This window comes from Pseudomonas sp. CC120222-01a, from assembly GCF_003097235.1.
Classification (GTDB): domain Bacteria; phylum Pseudomonadota; class Gammaproteobacteria; order Pseudomonadales; family Pseudomonadaceae; genus Aquipseudomonas.
In genome coordinates this window covers 456,263-472,127 of sequence record NZ_QEQQ01000002.1, presented here as the reverse complement: position 1 = coordinate 472,127, position 15,865 = coordinate 456,263, and the positions used below count along the sequence as shown (strand labels likewise).

The following is a 15,865-nucleotide window of genomic DNA, read 5'->3' as shown; positions in this document are numbered from 1 at the left end:
GAAGCTTTTTCCCATGTCTGACGTATCGCCAGCCCGCGCCCTGGGCATCGACTTCGGCACCTCTAACTCCACGGTCGGCTGGCACCGCCCGGGCGTCGAATCGTTGATCGCCCTGGAAGACGGCAAGATTACCCTGCCGTCGGTGGTGTTCTTCAACATCGAAGAGCGTCGCCCGGTGTATGGCCGCCTGGCGCTGCACGAGTACCTGGAAGGCTACGAAGGCCGCCTGATGCGCTCGCTCAAGAGCCTGCTGGGCTCCAAGCTGATCAAGCACGACACCAGCGTGCTGGGCAGCGCCCTGCCGTTCAAGGACCTGCTGGGGATGTTCATCGGCGAGCTGAAAAAGCGTGCCGAGGCTGCCGCCGGTCGTGAATTCGAGCAGGTGGTGCTGGGCCGCCCGGTGTTCTTCGTCGACGAAGACCCGGCCGCCGACCAGGAGGCTGAAGACACCCTGGCCGAAGTGGCGCGCAAGATCGGCTTCAAGGACGTGTCGTTCCAGTACGAGCCGATTGCCGCGGCGTTCGACTACGAGTCGGGCATCAGCCGTGAAGAGCTGGTGCTCATCGTCGATATCGGCGGTGGTACCTCGGACTTTACCCTGATCCGCCTGTCGCCCGAGCGCCACCTGGTGGCCGAGCGCCAGAGCGACATCCTCGCCACCGGCGGCGTGCACATCGGCGGTACCGACTTCGACAAGCAGCTGAGCCTGCAGGGCGTGATGCCACTGTTCGGCTACGGCAGCCGGATGAAGAGCGGCGCGCTGATGCCGACCAGCTACCACCTGAACCTGGCCACCTGGCACACCATCAACGCCCTGTACTCGCAGAAGTCGCAGCTGGCGCTGGGCAGCATGCGCTATGACATCGAGGACACGCTGGGCATCGATCGCCTGTTCAAGCTGATCGAAGAGCGCGCCGGGCACTGGCTGGCGATGGAAGTGGAAGCCAGCAAGATCGAACTGACCGAGCAGGTCAGCCGCCGCGTCGACCTCAGTCGTGTCGAGCGCGAGCTGGGCGTGGACCTGACCCGGGTGCTGTTCGAGGAGGCGATCGAAGGGCTGCTGGAGCGGGTGCGCGGCAGTGTGACCGAGCTGCTGGCCAAGGCTGGCGTGAGCGCTGGCCAGGTTGATACGGTGTTCTTCACTGGTGGTTCGAGCGGGATTCCGGCACTGCGCAACAGCGTGTCGGCGATGCTGCCGAATGCGCGGCATGTGGAAGGCAACATCTTTGGCAGCATCGGTAGCGGTTTGGCGATCGAGGCCCGCAAGCGCTACGGTGCTGCCTGAGCCATTTTGGGGCTGCTTTGCAGCCCTTTCGCGACCCAAGGCCGCTCCTACAAGGGAGCGCGATCACCTGTAGGAGCGGCCTTGGGTCGCGAAAGGGCCGCAACGCGGCCCCAGCAATCTGTCAGACTAGCTCCGCCCGCCGCAGCTCACTCTTCAGGTAGGCGTAATAGACCGGCCCCGCCACCACCCCCGGCAAGCCGAACGCCGCCTCGAACACCAGCATCGCCAGCAACAGCTCCCAGGCCTTGGCTCTGATCTGCCCACCGACGATCTTGGCGTTGAGGAAATACTCGACCTTGTGGATCACGATCAGGTAGCCCAGCGCTGCCGCCGCCACCCAGATCGACAACGACATGCCGACGATGGTGATCAGGGTGTTGGACATCAGATTGCCGATCACCGGCAGCAGCCCGAGCAGGAAGGTCAGCACGATCAGCGTCTTGGTCAGCGGCAAGTGCACGCCGAACAACGGCATCACCACGGCGAGGAAAATGCCGGTGAACGCGGTGTTGAGCATCGAGATCTTGATCTGCGCGAAGACGATGTTGCGAAACGCCTGCACCAGCAGGTTCAGCCGCTCGAACAGGGCCGCAGCCAGGGGCTTGCGCCGGGAAATGTCGGGAATGCGCTGCAGGGCGATGATGGCGCCGAGGATCATGCCGATCAGCAGGGTCACGAACATGTGCGCCATGCCCTTGCCCACCAGCTGCAGGTCGCTCAGGTGGCTCTTGATCCAGTCACCGATGGCCACCTTGAACTCCGCCGCGCTGGCCGGCAGGTAGGCTTCGATGAACGGCGGCAGCTGGCTGCGGGCACGCTCGACCAAGGTCATGAACTTGTCCAGCGAGGCACCGGGGTTCTCGGCTTCGTGCAGCAGGAAGCTGAAGGCACCGGCAATCAGCAGGGTCAGCATACTGACCACCAGCACCCCCAGCAGCGCCACCGCCAGCCAGCGCGCACGCTCCCCGGCGATCAGCGGTTGCAGGCGCGGGGTGAGCATGTTCACCAGCTCGAACACCAGCAGGCCAGCCAACAGGCTGGGGAGCAATTTCAGAGGCAGGGCCAGCAGCAGGCCGGCCATGACGATGATCAGGCTGGCCAGGGTGATCTGACGGGGGGTGAAAGTCATACAGCCTCTACGGCAGACAGCGGGAATGCCCGCAGTCTGCCAGCCTTCAGGACACAGGCATAGGCGCAGGTCACTTCTTCTTCAGGCAGTCGCTCATGTACGCCTTGCGCTCGTCACCCTTGAGCGCCTTGGTGGTGGCGTCGGCGTTGCAGGTCTTCATCTTGTCCTGCTGAGACTGTGGCACGTCCTTTTTCAGGCAAGTGCTCATGAACGCCTTGCGTTCATCGCCCTTGAGGGCCTTGGTCGTGGCGTCGGCGTTACAGGTTTTCATCTTTTCCTGTTGTGCCGTGTTGGCGGCAAATCCTTGCGCGCTGAACAGCACAGCCAGCGCCAGCAGTGGCACGTGCAACATCTTCATGGAGTGGTCTCCTTGTCTCCGCGCCCGATGCACGGGGTCAGGCTGAGTGTAGACAAGAAATCTTACACACCATGCCGGGCCTGCCGCCGGTACTGCTCAGGTGTACAGCGGGCCTGGCGCTGGAACATGGCAATGAATGCCGAAGCGCTGCTGTAGCCCAGGTCGAAGGCAATCGCCTGGATCGGCAGCCCGGCCTCCAGGGCCTCGATGGCGCGCAGAAAGCGCAAGCGCAGGCGCCATTCGCCGAAGCTGATGCCCAGTTCGCGCAGGAACTGGCGGGCCAAGGTGCGCTCGCTGACATGCACCCGGGCCGCCCAGTCGGCCAACGGCCGGTTGTCGCCGGGTTCGGCGGTGAGGGCATCCAGCACCTTGCGCAGGCCCTCATTGTGGGAGAAGGGCAAGTAGCAGGTCTGGGTCGGCGCCTGGTGCAGTTGGTCGAGCAATACCTGCACCAGGCGCTGGTCGCGTTCATCCTGCGCCACCCGCAGGTCGCGGCGGGCGAAGTCAGCGAGGATGGCCTTGAGGATGTCGCTGATGATCAGGCTGCACGGCTGCGACGGCAGTTCAGCGCACAGGCTGCGGTCGAGATAGACCGAACGATAGACGATGGCCTGGGGGTTGTAGCAGCCATGCTCGGTAGCTGGCGGCACCCACACCGCATAGTGGGGTGGCGAGAGGAAGCGCTGGCCGGCGACATCCAGATGCATCACCCCGTGGGCCGTGTAGTTGAGCTGGCCCCAGGCATGGCGATGGGGCGCACTGTGGGTGTCGGCGCCGAACTCGTCATGGCGGAAGTACACCGGAGCCGGGAGTTGGGCGAACTGAGGGATGTCGAGGTATTTGCGCGGCATGCTGTCTGCTTCGTGGGGCAGGTTGTCTGGATGGAAGTATAGGCTTATGAACAGACAGCCGATAATGAGCGTCCATGGGGCCTGCCTTTCGGCCCCAGCCAAGCCAGACGAGTAACCGCTTCATGAACTACCTCTTCCCTTTGGTCGCCATTCTCATCTGGGCCGGTAATACCGTGGTCACCAAGATGTCGGCCGGCGCCATCTACCCTGCCGAAATCGGCTTCTACCGCTGGCTGCTGGCCGGCGCGCTGTTCACGCCGTTCCTGCTGCCCGCCGTGTGGCGCAACCGTGCGGCCATCCGCCCGCACTTGGGCAAGGTGGCGATCCTCGGCGTGCTGGGCATGGCCGTGTATCAGAGCCTGGCGTACTTCGCCGCCGGTATCACCAGCGCCACCAACATGGGCATCATCCTCTCGCTGATGCCGCTGATGTCACTGGCCCTGTCCATCGCCTGGCTGGGCCAGCGCCTGAGCTACGGGGCCCTCGCAGGCGCCGTGGTGTCGTTCGTCGGCGTGCTCGAAGTGGTCTCCGCCGGCCAGCCCGGCATCTTGCTGGAACAAGGCTTGAACAGCGGCGACCTGCTGATGCTGGTAGCGACCCTGGCCTACGCGCTGTACAGCTTCTTGCTGAAGAAATGGCAATTGCGCCTGCCACCGTTGCAGCTGCTGTACCTGCAAGTGCTGGTAGCCATCCTGGTGTTGCTGCCGCTGTTCCTGCTTTCGAACAAGACCGGACTGAATGGCCACAACATCGGCCTGGTGCTGTACGCCTGCGTGCTCGCCTCGATGATCGCGCCGCTGGTGTGGATGCAGGCCGTGCATCGCCTGGGGCCAAGCCGTACGACGTTGTTCTTCAACCTGCTGCCGTTGGTGACCGCGCTGATCGCCGCAGTAGTCCTCGACGAACGACTGGCCAGCTATCACCTGATCGGTGGTTTGCTGACCTTGGTCGGCGTCATACTGGCCGAGCGCTGGACCACGCCGGTACGCCGCTAGAGCCCGGCCGCCTTGAGCCGAGCCGCATGTTCAGTGAACAGCCGCAGCGGCTCGGCGCCCTTGCCCACGGCGCCCAGCTGCTGGTTGACGATATCCAGGTGATCGAGCGGGTAGTCATCGCCGATCACCTGCCCCAGGTGCGAGCTGAAACGCCCGACCATGCCGTCGCAATGGCCCTTTTCCCTGACGAAACTGCGTGCGAACAGCCGGCAGAAGCGGTTGCTGCCGTCGAAGCGGTTGCGCCCCTGGTCAGTCAGCCCCGGCTGCAAGGTGCCGGACCAGGAGTAGTAACGCACGCCGCTGACCTCATACGCCCCCTCCCCGCCCCAGGTATCCGGTAGCCCCTGTGGATAAGCTTGGTTGAACAGGGCCACGCCAGCGCTGGTCAGGGCCTGGTGGGAAGCATGCACGTCGACCGGCAGCGGGTCGCGTCGCCAGCCGGTTTCCAGCCACACCAGCAACACCGCCAGGCCATGCAGGATGGCCTTGAGGATGCGCCCTTGGGGTGAATCACCAGGCGCCGTGCGCTCAAGGTGATCGGCCAGCTCCGAGCCATGATTGGGCCCCGCCACCGAAGTGACCGAGGCCACCCGATCCGGCCGCCTGGCCGCCGCATAACGTGCGTTCAGCGCGCCCTGGCTGTGGCCGATGAGGTTGACCTTGGCCGCCCCCGTGCGCTGGCAGATGTCTTCGATGATCGCCAGCAACTGCTCACCGCGCACCTCGTTGGAATGCAGCGGCGAGACCTGCACCGGGAACACCTGTGCGCCGCCCTTGCGCAACGCCGGCACGATGCCGAACCAGTACGGATAGAGCAGCACCCGGACAAAGCCGAGCATGCCCGGCACCAGCACCAATGGGTATCGCGTGGCCAATTCCTGCTGCATGGCTTGAGCCCCTTTCCGTGGACGATCGGCCAACACTAGCGCCGCTTCGATGACCATCGCAATCGAACTCCCGACGCGCTGCGCGGTTCCAAACCAGAACAGACCCTTTGCAAGGAGCGGGACCATGTACAAGCAGACCCTGGCAATCCTTCTGGCAAGCGCCGCGCTGGCCGCCTGCAGCAGCCACCCGGAAAACCCGGTGGACCATGTCACCTACCGCGACGAACCGCTGGTCAAGCAGGTGGAAAACGGCATGACCATGCAGAAGGTCATCGCCATCGGCGGCAGCCCATCGAACGTGATCGACTTGCCGCACGGGGGTACCTGCAACGACTACATCCTCAACCGCGACGGCCACCAGCAGCCGTACTACGTGCGCTTCGACGCCACCGGCCATGTCGATGCCAAGGGCTTCAAGACCTGCAAGCAACGAGAAGAGGACAGCAAAGCCGCCCACGGCGCTTGAGCCTTCTACCTACCGTGAACACCCGTCCTGATCTGTTTGGAGACAATCATGAGCAACGTTGAACTGACCGATGTGCAAACCCTGCGCAAACGTGCCCGCGAGCATGTCGAGCAAGGCGCGGTGACCGAGGGTTACCACGCCGACCGCCAGGAAATCCTGCGCCTGCTCAACGAGTCGCTGGCCACCGAACTGGTCTGCGTACTGCGCTACAAGCGCCATTACTTCATGGCCAGCGGGATCAAGGCCAGTGTGGCGGCCAGCGAGTTCCTCGAACATGCGAACCAGGAAGCCGAGCATGCCGACAAACTGGCCGAGCGCATCGTGCAGTTGGGCGGTGAGCCGGACTTCAATCCGGACAACCTCACCAAGAATTCCCATGCGCAATATGTGGCGGGCAGTTCGCTGAAGGAGATGGTGCTGGAGGACCTGGTGGCAGAGCGGATTGCCATCGACAGCTATCGCGAGATCATTCAGTACATTGGCGATAAAGACCCGACTACACGGCGGATCTTCGAGGACATCCTGGCCCAGGAAGAAGAGCACGCGGACGACATGTCCGATCTGCTTCAAGGGCTGTAATGACTGGGGGCGCTATGCGCCCCCACTCTATTTCTGCTTTTTCACCGCAGCCGGCGCCTTGCCGGCTTTCATCTGCTGCAGCAATGGCGTGCACTGGTTGGGCTCATCCCCACTGCTCGGCGCCACCAGCGCCAGCAACCCGGCAGCCGGCCCGGCAACCACGCCCAACGCCAGCATCCCCGCCCCGCGCAGCGCCAGTGGCACCGCCTGCACCCCGGCACTCGGTTTGGCAAACGGCCCGCGCACATACAGCGGCGAACGCAGCGAGAACAGCCGTAGCCCCTTGGATTCCGGGGTTATCTTCAAGTCCAGCTGCTCACTGGCAAAGTTGGCCGTGCCATTGATGTAGATGATCGCGTTCTCGGTATCGAAGATGAACAACCGCGTAGTCGCCAGCCCGTCCTTGATCCCGACATCCGCCGCCGCGCAGTTGATCTTCACGTCCTCGTCGCCGAACAGCTTGCCCACCACGTAGTTACCGACATTGAGCCCGGCAATCTCCATCAGGCTGCGGCTGATGGCGCCATCGTTGATCAGCATGCGCAGGTTGCCGTTGGCCGTGCCCAGCAACGCCGCCACCGAGTTGCCACGGCCACTGATGTCGGCATCGCCGTTAAGCTCGCCGAAGCTGGTCTGCATCGGTGCGAAGCTGGGGAACAGCTGCTTGAGCTTGAAGCCACGCGCCGTCAGCTGGGCACGCCCCTGCAGCGGCACGTTACGGCCGTCAAGGCGGATGTTGGAGGCCAGGCTGCCACCGGCCACGCCAAAGCGCAGCGGCTCCAGGCGCAGCAGGCCGTCGTCCAGGATCACGTGGGCAGACAGGTCATTGAAGGGCAGCTTTTCGCTGTGCACGATGCGCTTGCCGGCAAAGGTAACGTCGGCGTCCATGGCCCGCCAGCGTTCGGTGCGGAACTCTTCCACCGGCAGCACCTTGTCGGCCGGCTGCTTGCTGGCACCACCGCGGGCTTTCTGCTCGGCATTGGAGTCGGCACCGATCAGCGGGGCCAGGTCCTTGAACAGCAACTGGTTGGACACCAGGTTGCCGGAGAGCTTGGGCCTTGGCTGGCTGGCGACGAAGGCCAGGTCGCCATGGATGTCGCTGTCGCCGATCTTGCCGTTGAAGCCCTGGTAATTGAAGGTCGCGCCTTCTGCGGCATGCAGGTTGGCGCGGAGACGGCCGTCGGTGGAATAGGCCGGGGTGTCCGGCAGCGTCACGCCGGTCAACGGGTAGAGGTTGCCCAGGCTGGCACCGGACAGGCGCAGGCGCAGGTCCAATGCGCCGAGGTTACGCGGGTCGGTCAGTGTACCGGCGAGCACCACATGGGTATCGGCAATGCGCACGTCGGCCTGCAACGGGAACGGCTGATTGGCGTCTTGCAGCGCCAGCAAGCCGCCGATCTTGCCGGTGCCGGACACCGGCTGACCTTTGTAGCGGCCCTGAGCCTTGAGCCCGAACGCATAGTCCTGGGCGCCACCAACCTTTTCGGCGCCGGCCTTGCCGACGATTTCACTGAAGGGGATCGGTTTGCCCAGCGGGTCGATCTGCACCTTCATGCTGGTTTTCAAGGTCTGGTCATCGAAGCTCACATTACCCTGGTCAAAGCCGATGGCACCGATGTCCAGCTGCCACTTGGACGGCGCCTCGTTCTCGTCCTTGGGCCCGAAGTCGAAGGTCCAGTTCGCGCGTCCATCGGCCAGGCGCGTGAGGCTGGCGGTAGGCTTGGTCAGGTCGATGCGCGGGATGCTGATCTGCTGGAACAGCAGCGGCAGCGGCGCCAGGCGGAACTCCACGCGCTCCAGGCCGACCATCTGCGGTTCCTTCAGCCAGTCTGGGTTGCCCAAGGTCAGGTCTTCGGCAATGAAGTGCGGCCACGGCACCCACGCGCGCCAGCCGCCTTCTTCCGGCTCGGTGCGCCAGTGCACGGCGAGATTGCCATTGATCGCGAATGGCCGGTGCAAGGCCTCGGAAACCTTCTCGTTAAGCAGCGGCTTGACGCGGTTCCAGTCGAAGGTGGCGATGATCACTACCAGGATCGCCAGCAGGGTCAACAGGGTGGTTAAGGTCCAGACGAGGATTCTGGCGGGACGCGTCATTGCGTGATTCTCCTGACGGCAAGGCACAAAGCAGGCGTAACGATGGCACTCAATATCTCGGACTGATGAAAACCCCCTGGGTTTTATCGGAGACGGCCATGATAGCGAGTTTTTTTTGGGGTTCTTGCTTGGCTTTTGGTCTCGGCCAATGGCTGGTGTTACCTCAAGTCGTTACTGGCAAATAGCCGCATTACATCTCGAAAGCACCGAGATAGAGCCCCTGCAAAACGCTATCAATACCGTCGATTGTTACCATTACCCGTATGAACTTCTCTCTGGCGTCACCGGGCGTAGCATTGGCTTCGTACCCACTTTCCAGCCCCCGAGAGGAGCACCGAACCATGAAACGCACCCTGCTGACCCTGACCCTGTCGATCCTTGCTGCCAACGCCTTCGCCCTGCCGGCTGCCGACCAGCACCTGACCGCCGAATCGCGCTCCAGCGCAGCCGAGATCGCCCAACCGCTCAAAACCGTTGCCGAAGGTGGCTCGGATCGCCTGATCGAACGCTCTGCCCGTGTTGCCGAAGGTGGCTCGGACCGCCTGATCGAACGCAGTGGCCGCGTTGCCGAAGGTGGCTCGGACCGTCTGATCGAACGCTCTGGCCGTGTTGCCGAAGGTGGCTCGGACCGTCTGATTGAACGCAGTGGCCGCGTTGCCGAAGGTGGCTCGGACCGTCTGATTGAACGCAGTGGCCGTGTTGCCGAAGGTGGCTCGGACCGTCTGATCGAACGCAGTGGCCGCGTAGCTGAAGGTGGCTCGGATCGCCTGGTTGCAATCAGCCACGTGAGCTGATCGCCATGGCCGAAAAGAACAACCTCTGTCACACGGCTTGCTCCCCTCCCAGCCCGGTCCATTGACCGGGCTTCGTTTTTTTATCTAGAGTGCCCAGCCTCACCGTCACAGAAGCCCGCCCCATGCTGCCGCGCGCCGAACAGAAGCTACAGACCCGCCAGGCCCTGCTGGACGCCGCCTGCCAGCTCATGGAGAGCGGCCGTGGCTTTGGCAGCGTGAGCCTGCGCGAAGTGGCCAAGGCGGCAGGTATCGTGCCTACCGGTTTCTATCGGCACTTTTCCGACATGGACGCCCTGGGCCTGGCGCTGGTGGCCGAAGTCGACGCCACGTTCCGCCAGACCATCCGCCTGGTGCGGCATAACGAATTTGAGCTCGGTGGCATCACCGATGCTTCGGTGCGCATCTTCCTCGACGTGGTCGCCGCCCACCGCGCCCAGTTCCTGTTCCTCGCCCGCGAGCAGTATGGCGGTTCGCAAGCCGTGCGCCAGGCCATCGCCCGCCTGCGCCAGGACATCAGCGACGACCTGGCCACCGACCTTGCGCGGATGAAGCGTTGGCAGCACCTGGACAACGCCGCACTGGCGGTGATGGCCGACCTGGTGGTGAAGACCGTGTTCGCCACCTTGCCGGAACTGATCGACAGCCCGGAGCCGGGTTATCCACAGGTGCTGAGCGCCCAGGAAAAGATCACCCAGCAGCTGCGCTTCATCTTCGTCGGCGCACGCCACTGGCAAGGCCTGGGCAACCCGAGCTGATCGCTCTCCTGCTCTGGCCCTTTCGCGGGCAAGCCCGCTCCCACAGGTATTGTGTTGCCCTCAGGCCCGGTGCGGTCCCTGTGGGAGCGCGCTTGCCCGCGAAGAGGCCGGCACAGCCAACCCACAACCCCAGTTCTGCTACCATGGCGCCCTGCCCGAAAGCGACGAGCGCCAACATGCCCAACCCCCGCCCCACCCTGCCCGAACTGGCCCGCTTCAACCAGCACTTCGCCGAACGCATCGTGCCGCTGTGGCAAGGGCCGGGCTGGAACGCCGAGATGGCCCTGCCCTACGAGGCCCTGGACGCCCAGCATCGCCCGTTGCCGGTGCAGCGCTACCGGGCCATGGCCTGTGCGCGCCAGCTGTACCTGTTCAGCAGCCGCATCGAGCAACCGGGCGCCGCCGAGCGGGCGGCGGCGCTGTTCCGTTCATTGCAGAAGCACTTCCACGATGCCGAGCATGGCGGCTGGTTCTACAGCATCGACGCCGAGGGCAAACCGCTGGACCGACGCAAGGACCTGTACACCCACGCCTTCATCGTGTTCGCGTGCGCGCACTACTGGGGCAAGGTTGGCGAAGGCCTGGTGGAAGCCACCCTCAATGCTGCCCTGGAAGTGGTCGACGAGCAGTTCGCCCGGGATGACGGTCTGTATGAAGCCAGCCTTGGCGAAGACTGGGCCGACCTTGGCAGCGGCCCGCTGCAGAACCCGCAGATGCACCTGGCAGAAGCCTTCCTGCAAGTGCTGGCGGTACGTGAGGACGAGCACGTGCAGCAATCTCTGCTGCAGTTGTGCACAGCCCTGCAGGAACACTTCATCGAGCCGCAGCATGGGCTGATGCTGGAGAAGCCACGAGGCACTGTGGATAACTGGTTCGAGCCGGGGCACCAGTTCGAATGGTTCTACCTGCTGGAAACCTCGCCACTGCTGCGCGGGACCGCGCTGCATGCCTCCATCGAGCGGGCCTTCGGCTATGCCGAGCTGTGCGGGGTCAATAATGCGGCAGTGCTGGCCATGCTCGATGTGGAAGGCAGTGTGCTCGATGCGACCCAGCGGATCTGGGCACAGGCGGAATACCTGCGGGCACTGGTGTTGCGCTCGGGGAATGAAGCGAAGCTGCTGGTCCAGCTGAAGGCGATGGAACAGCAGTTCCTGCATGCAGGTGGCTGGTATGAGTGCCGCGATGGCGAAGGGGCGGTGAGCCGGCATGACATGCCTTCGACTACGCCCTATCACTTGGCGACCTGCCTGGAAGGCCTGCGACGCCTGGCCTGAAACCTCCCCTGTGGGAGCGGCCTTGTGTCGCGAAAGGGCTGCAAAGCAGCCCCAGCAATTTGTGCATTTGCGCTGAAAGCCCGGGGCTGCTGCGCAGCCCTTTCGCGACACAAGGCCGCTCCCACAGTTCGGTGGCAGAGCCTCGGATCAACCTCTGGTGGAACGGTCGATCGACAGCCCCGCAAAGTCCTGGCGCACCGGCATCAGCTCGAGGCTGTTGATGTTGATGTGCGCCGGCTGATTGAGGATCCAGAAGATCGTTTCGGCGATGTCCTGGGGCTGGATAGGCTCTGCGCCCGCGTAGGTGGCATCGTACTTGGCCTGGTCACCGCTGTTGCGCACCAGCGAGAACTCGCTCTCGCACAGGCCCGGCTCGATGTTGCTCACCCGCACGCCAGTGCCGCGCAGGTCGCAGCGCAGGCTCAGCGAGAACTGGCCGACGAAGGCCTTGGTGCCGCCATACACGTTACTGCCCGGGTATGGGTAGTTGCCCGCCACGGAACCGACGTTGAGGATTGACGCGCCACGACCATAGGCGATCAGGCGTGGCAACAGCAGGTGGGTGGTGTACATCAGGCCCTTGATGTTGGTGTCGACCATGGTTTCCCAGTCGTCCAGGCTGCAGTTCTGCGCCGCATCCACACCCAGCGCCAGGCCGGCATTGTTGACCAGGCCGCGCAGCTTGTCGAAACCGGCCGGCAGGCTGGCGATGGCCTGCTCCATGGCCTTGCGATCACGCACGTCAACGGCCAGGCCGTGCACTTCGGTCTTGGCCGACAGCTCGGCGCACAGGGCATCCAGACGTTCCTTGCGACGGCCGGTGAGCACCAGCTTCCAGCCGGCTTCGGCGAAACGGCGGGCGGTGGCCTCGCCAAAACCGGATGTCGCGCCAGTGATGAATACGGTGGATGTCATGCTCTGTTCCTCACGGTAGGTTGTCATCGACAGCTTTGCAGCATGCCCGCGCCGGGCGTTGGCAGCAAGCCGCACAGTTCGCTGTTCATTTTTTGTTCATATGTGGCAAACCCTTGTGGCAGAGCGCTCGGCGCCAGCTATGCGCATGTTATCCACAGGGCTTTCCCCACGGATTGGGGGCAACTTATCCACTGCGCGGAACCCTTTCAGCCCGTTGTGGTCGGTGGATATCTTTCGGTGATGGCGCAACGCTTTCAATCATGCCGTCTGCAGCGGTCTGTCCAAGGCTTTCCCACAGACTTATCCACAGGCTTTCGAGCACCTTTCGCAGATCTCGGCCTGTGCAAAAATGCGCGTGAAATCATGCACAAAGGGCATCTGATCATTTTATGACCAGAGCCTTGCAGGCCTTGCGGATAAAGGGATAGAGCGAGATGCCACCATGTTTTCCACAGGCGGTTCCACATTAATCGTGGAAAAGATCTGCCCTGTGGAAACAAGGGCTTGCGAGGGGATTGTCGAGTCGCTCGAGAAACATATGCGACAAGTTGTCCACATTGAACAAGGGGCTGCAGTGCAGCCCCCGCATATCACTCAATGCCCGCCAAGATAAGCGTTGCGCACCTCTTCGTTGACCAGCAGCTCCTGACCCGTCCCGCTCATGCGGATCTGCCCGTTGACCATCACATACGCCCGGTCCGACAACTTGAGCGCATGGTTGGCGTTCTGCTCCACCAGGAAGATGGTCATCCCGCTCTTGGCCAGTTCACGCAGGGTCGCGAAGATCTGCTTGACCACGATCGGCGCCAGCCCCAACGAGGGCTCGTCCAGCAGCAACAGTTTCGGCCGGCTCATCAGCGCCCGGGCAATGGCCAGCATCTGCTGCTCGCCACCGGACATGGTCATGGCCCGCTGGTTGCGCCGTTCCTTCAAGCGCGGGAACAGCTCGAACATGCGCTGCATGTCTTCAGTGGCGTATTTGTCGCCGATGGGGATGGTGCCCATCATCAGGTTCTCCTCGACGGTCATGTCGGGGAACACCCGGCGCCCTTCCGGCGACTGGGCGATGCCGTTGGAGGCGATGTAGTGCGACGACTTGCGGGTGATGTCGGTGCCCCGGTAGACGATATGCCCCGACGCCGCCCGCGGCTGGCCGAAAATCGACATCAGCAGGGTCGACTTGCCAGCGCCGTTGGCACCGATCAGGCTCACCGTTTCGCCTTCGTTGATGTGCATCGACACCTTTTTCAACGCCTGGATCGGCCCGTAGAACACGTCCAGTTCCTTCAGTTCGAGAATGGGTGCACTCATACCAGTTCCTCTTCGTCGGCACCCAGGTAGGCGGCGATCACCGTCGGGTTGTGGCGGATTTCCTGCGGCGCGCCTTCGGCAATCACGTTGCCGTGGTCGAGCACGACGATATGGTCGGAAATGCTCATGACCATGCCCATGTCGTGTTCGATCAGCACCACGGTGATGTCGTGCTCGTCACGCAGCACGCGGATCATCCGGCTCAGGGCCTCGGTCTCCTGCGGGTTGAGGCCGGCAGCCGGCTCGTCCAGGCAGATGATCTTCGGCCGTGTGCACATGGCCCGGGCGATTTCCAGGCGGCGCTGCTGGCCATACGACAGTTCACCGGCCAGGCGGTTGGCGCAGTCGACCAGGTCGACCACTTCCAGCCAGTAGAACGCGTGGTCCAGGGCGTCGCTCTCGGCCTTGCGGTAGGCCTTGGTGTTGAGCACCCCGGCCAGCAGGTTGCGGTTGACCCACATGTGCTGGGCTACCAGCAGGTTTTCCACCACCGACATTTCCTTGAACAGGCGAATGTTCTGGAAAGTCCGCGCCAGACCTGCGCGATTGACCAGGTGGGTACCGCCGAACATCTTGTAGTACAGACGGTTGGCAAAGCGCGCCGGCGACACGAAATCTGCCGCCTGGAAGCGCTCGCCAAGCAGCTGGATGACATTGGTGTGGCTGCCGCGCACGTTCAGCTCGATGCGCCCGCCACTGGCCTTGTAGAAGCCGGTCAGGCAGTTGAACACGGTGGTCTTGCCGGCGCCGTTGGGGCCGATCAGGGCGAAGATCTGGTTGCGCTTGACCTTCAGGCTGACGTCGCTGAGCGCCTTGATGCCGCCGAACTGCATCATCAAGTTGTCGACCGAGAGAATGATTTCGTCGCTCATGGCGCCACTCCTTTACGCGGGGTCACACCGGTACGGCTGATGCGGATCAGCCCACGCGGTCGCCAGATCATCATCAGCACCATCAGCACACCGAACAGCAACACGCGGTACTCCGAGAAGCTGCGCAGCAGCTCCGGTGCCACGGTCAGCACGAACGCTGCGATCACCACGCCAACGGTCGAGCCCATGCCGCCGAGCACGACGATGGCGAGGATCAGCGCCGACTCGAAGAAGGTGAACGACGATGGGTTGACGAAGCCCTGGTAAGTGGCAAAGAACACCCCGGCCAGGCCTGCGGTGGAAGCACCGAGGGTGAAGGCCGAGAGCTTGACCAGCACGTGGTTCAGGCCCATCGAGCGGCAAGCGATCTCGTCTTCGCGCAGCGCTTCCCAGGCGCGGCCGACCGGCATGCGGGTCAGCCGGTGCTTGATGTACAGCACCGCCAGCACGACCAGGAACAGCACGGCGTAGATGAACACGAACTTGAGGTTGGCGTTGTACTCGATGCCGAGGAACTCGTGGATAGGTACCCCGCCGTCCTTGGCCCTGCGGCCGAACTCCAGGCCGAAGAAGGTCGGCGACGGTGCCGGCATGCCGTTCGGGCCGCCAGTGAACGACAGCCAGTTGTTCAGCACCAGGCGGATGATCTCGCCGAAGCCCAGGGTCACGATCGCCAGGTAGTCACCGTGCATTCGCAAGACCGGGAAGCCGAGGATGCACCCCGCCAGCGCTGCGGCAATGGCCGCCAGCGGCAGCACGCTCCAGAAGCCCAGGCCGAGGTACTGGTAGCCCAGCGCCAGGCCGTAGGCACCGATGGCGTAGAACGCCACGTAGCCCAGGTCGAGCAACCCGGCGAGGCCGACCACGATGTTCAGGCCCAGGCCCAACAGTACGTAGATGAGGCCAAGGATGACCACGGTCAGCAGGTACTTGTTGGCGAATACCGGGAAGATGATGGCGATCACCACCAGCGCCGGGATGATGTAGCGCAACCGCGACTTGTAGTCCGGCGCGTTGACGTGCACGCCCGACCCGCCGCTGTCGAAGCCTTCGAGCATGCGCCGCCCGGCGGCGGTCTGCACGTAGAGGCTGAGCAGGAAGCGCCCGAGCATCACCCCGCCGACCAGCCACGCCACCCGGCGTGGTTCGGCGTTGAAGGTGTAGCCGTCGAGGACCACACCGACGATCGGGCCGAACACGATGAGCGCCAGCAGGCCGGCGACGATGGTCTCGAGCAGGCTGCGCTTGATATCGAAACCTTTGGTTTCAGAGGCAGAGGCAATCTTGGCAATCGACATGT

General features: G+C 63.5%; 16 protein-coding genes. 7 read left to right on the top strand and 9 right to left on the bottom strand.

The window, feature by feature from the left end; all coding sequences use genetic code 11:
• Positions 1-13 precede the first annotated feature (13 nt).
• Positions 14-1,285, top strand: a complete 1,272-nt coding sequence (locus N430_RS05060) for an Hsp70 family protein (protein WP_110633587.1) — start codon at positions 14-16, stop codon at positions 1,283-1,285.
• A gap of 121 nt (positions 1,286-1,406) precedes the next feature.
• On the opposite strand, the gene N430_RS05055 is transcribed toward N430_RS05060, so the two are convergent.
• The 3 genes from N430_RS05055 to N430_RS05045 form a co-directional block, all read right to left on the bottom strand.
• Positions 1,407-2,414, bottom strand: coding sequence for an AI-2E family transporter (locus N430_RS05055; RefSeq protein WP_110633583.1), 1,008 nt, complete (start codon positions 2,412-2,414; stop codon positions 1,407-1,409).
• A gap of 70 nt (positions 2,415-2,484) precedes the next feature.
• Positions 2,485-2,772, bottom strand: coding sequence for a PsiF family protein (locus N430_RS05050; RefSeq protein WP_110633580.1), 288 nt, complete (start codon positions 2,770-2,772; stop codon positions 2,485-2,487).
• 62 nt (positions 2,773-2,834) lie between these two features.
• Positions 2,835-3,623 carry a helix-turn-helix transcriptional regulator gene (locus tag N430_RS05045; RefSeq protein ID WP_110633577.1) on the bottom strand — a complete coding sequence of 263 codons (789 nt, stop codon included), beginning with the start codon at positions 3,621-3,623 and terminating at the stop codon, positions 2,835-2,837.
• A gap of 122 nt (positions 3,624-3,745) precedes the next feature.
• Here N430_RS05045 and N430_RS05040 point away from each other — a divergent pair, with 122 nt between their 5' ends.
• Positions 3,746-4,618: a DMT family transporter gene (locus tag N430_RS05040; RefSeq protein ID WP_110633574.1), complete on the top strand. Its 873-nt coding sequence runs from the start codon at positions 3,746-3,748 to the stop codon at positions 4,616-4,618.
• On the opposite strand, the gene N430_RS05035 is transcribed toward N430_RS05040, so the two are convergent.
• Entirely contained in the window at positions 4,615-5,505 is an 891-nt protein-coding gene (locus N430_RS05035; protein ID WP_110633570.1) for a triacylglycerol lipase, read from the bottom strand. The two genes, N430_RS05040 and N430_RS05035, sit on opposite strands and share 4 nt — an antisense overlap.
• 124 nt (positions 5,506-5,629) lie before the next feature.
• Between N430_RS05035 and osmE the strand changes: the two genes are divergently transcribed.
• Entirely contained in the window at positions 5,630-5,971 is a 342-nt protein-coding gene (gene osmE / locus N430_RS05030; RefSeq protein ID WP_110633567.1) for an osmotically-inducible lipoprotein OsmE, read from the top strand.
• A 48-nt stretch (positions 5,972-6,019) separates the two neighbouring features.
• Complete coding sequence (locus tag N430_RS05025; protein WP_110633563.1) at positions 6,020-6,550, top strand: bacterioferritin; 531 nt, start codon at positions 6,020-6,022, stop codon at positions 6,548-6,550.
• A 27-nt stretch (positions 6,551-6,577) separates the two neighbouring features.
• Here the strand turns inward: N430_RS05025 and N430_RS05020 are convergent, their stop codons facing one another.
• Positions 6,578-8,644, bottom strand: coding sequence for an AsmA family protein (locus N430_RS05020; RefSeq protein ID WP_110633560.1), 2,067 nt, complete (start codon positions 8,642-8,644; stop codon positions 6,578-6,580).
• 341 nt (positions 8,645-8,985) lie between these two features.
• On the opposite strand from N430_RS05020, the gene N430_RS05015 reads away from it, so the two are divergent.
• From N430_RS05015 to N430_RS05000, 3 genes are all read left to right on the top strand, one after another.
• A complete protein-coding gene (locus N430_RS05015; protein WP_116583635.1) occupies positions 8,986-9,438 on the top strand; it encodes a phage infection protein in 453 nt (150 codons plus the stop codon).
• A gap of 122 nt (positions 9,439-9,560) precedes the next feature.
• On the top strand, positions 9,561-10,193 hold the full coding sequence (locus N430_RS05010) for a TetR family transcriptional regulator (protein ID WP_110633554.1): 633 nt from the start codon (positions 9,561-9,563) through the stop codon (positions 10,191-10,193).
• A gap of 176 nt (positions 10,194-10,369) precedes the next feature.
• Positions 10,370-11,467, top strand: a complete 1,098-nt coding sequence (locus N430_RS05000; RefSeq protein WP_110633548.1) for an AGE family epimerase/isomerase — start codon at positions 10,370-10,372, stop codon at positions 11,465-11,467.
• A 147-nt stretch (positions 11,468-11,614) separates the two neighbouring features.
• Here N430_RS05000 and N430_RS04995 read toward each other — a convergent pair whose 3' ends face one another.
• The 4 genes from N430_RS04995 to livM form a co-directional block, all read right to left on the bottom strand.
• Positions 11,615-12,382 carry an SDR family oxidoreductase gene (locus N430_RS04995; RefSeq protein WP_110633546.1) on the bottom strand — a complete coding sequence of 256 codons (768 nt, stop codon included), beginning with the start codon at positions 12,380-12,382 and terminating at the stop codon, positions 11,615-11,617.
• A gap of 594 nt (positions 12,383-12,976) precedes the next feature.
• Positions 12,977-13,693, bottom strand: coding sequence for an ABC transporter ATP-binding protein (locus N430_RS04990; protein ID WP_103445872.1), 717 nt, complete (start codon positions 13,691-13,693; stop codon positions 12,977-12,979).
• The gene (locus tag N430_RS04985) at positions 13,690-14,565 is read right to left on the bottom strand and encodes an ATP-binding cassette domain-containing protein (protein ID WP_085676784.1); all 876 of its coding nucleotides are present in this window, start codon (positions 14,563-14,565) and stop codon (positions 13,690-13,692) included. The genes N430_RS04990 and N430_RS04985 overlap by 4 nt, the downstream gene beginning before the upstream one ends.
• Positions 14,562-15,863, bottom strand: a complete 1,302-nt coding sequence (gene livM / locus N430_RS04980) for a high-affinity branched-chain amino acid ABC transporter permease LivM (RefSeq protein ID WP_110633543.1) — start codon at positions 15,861-15,863, stop codon at positions 14,562-14,564. The genes N430_RS04985 and livM overlap by 4 nt, the downstream gene beginning before the upstream one ends.
• Positions 15,864-15,865: the final 2 nt, after the last annotated feature.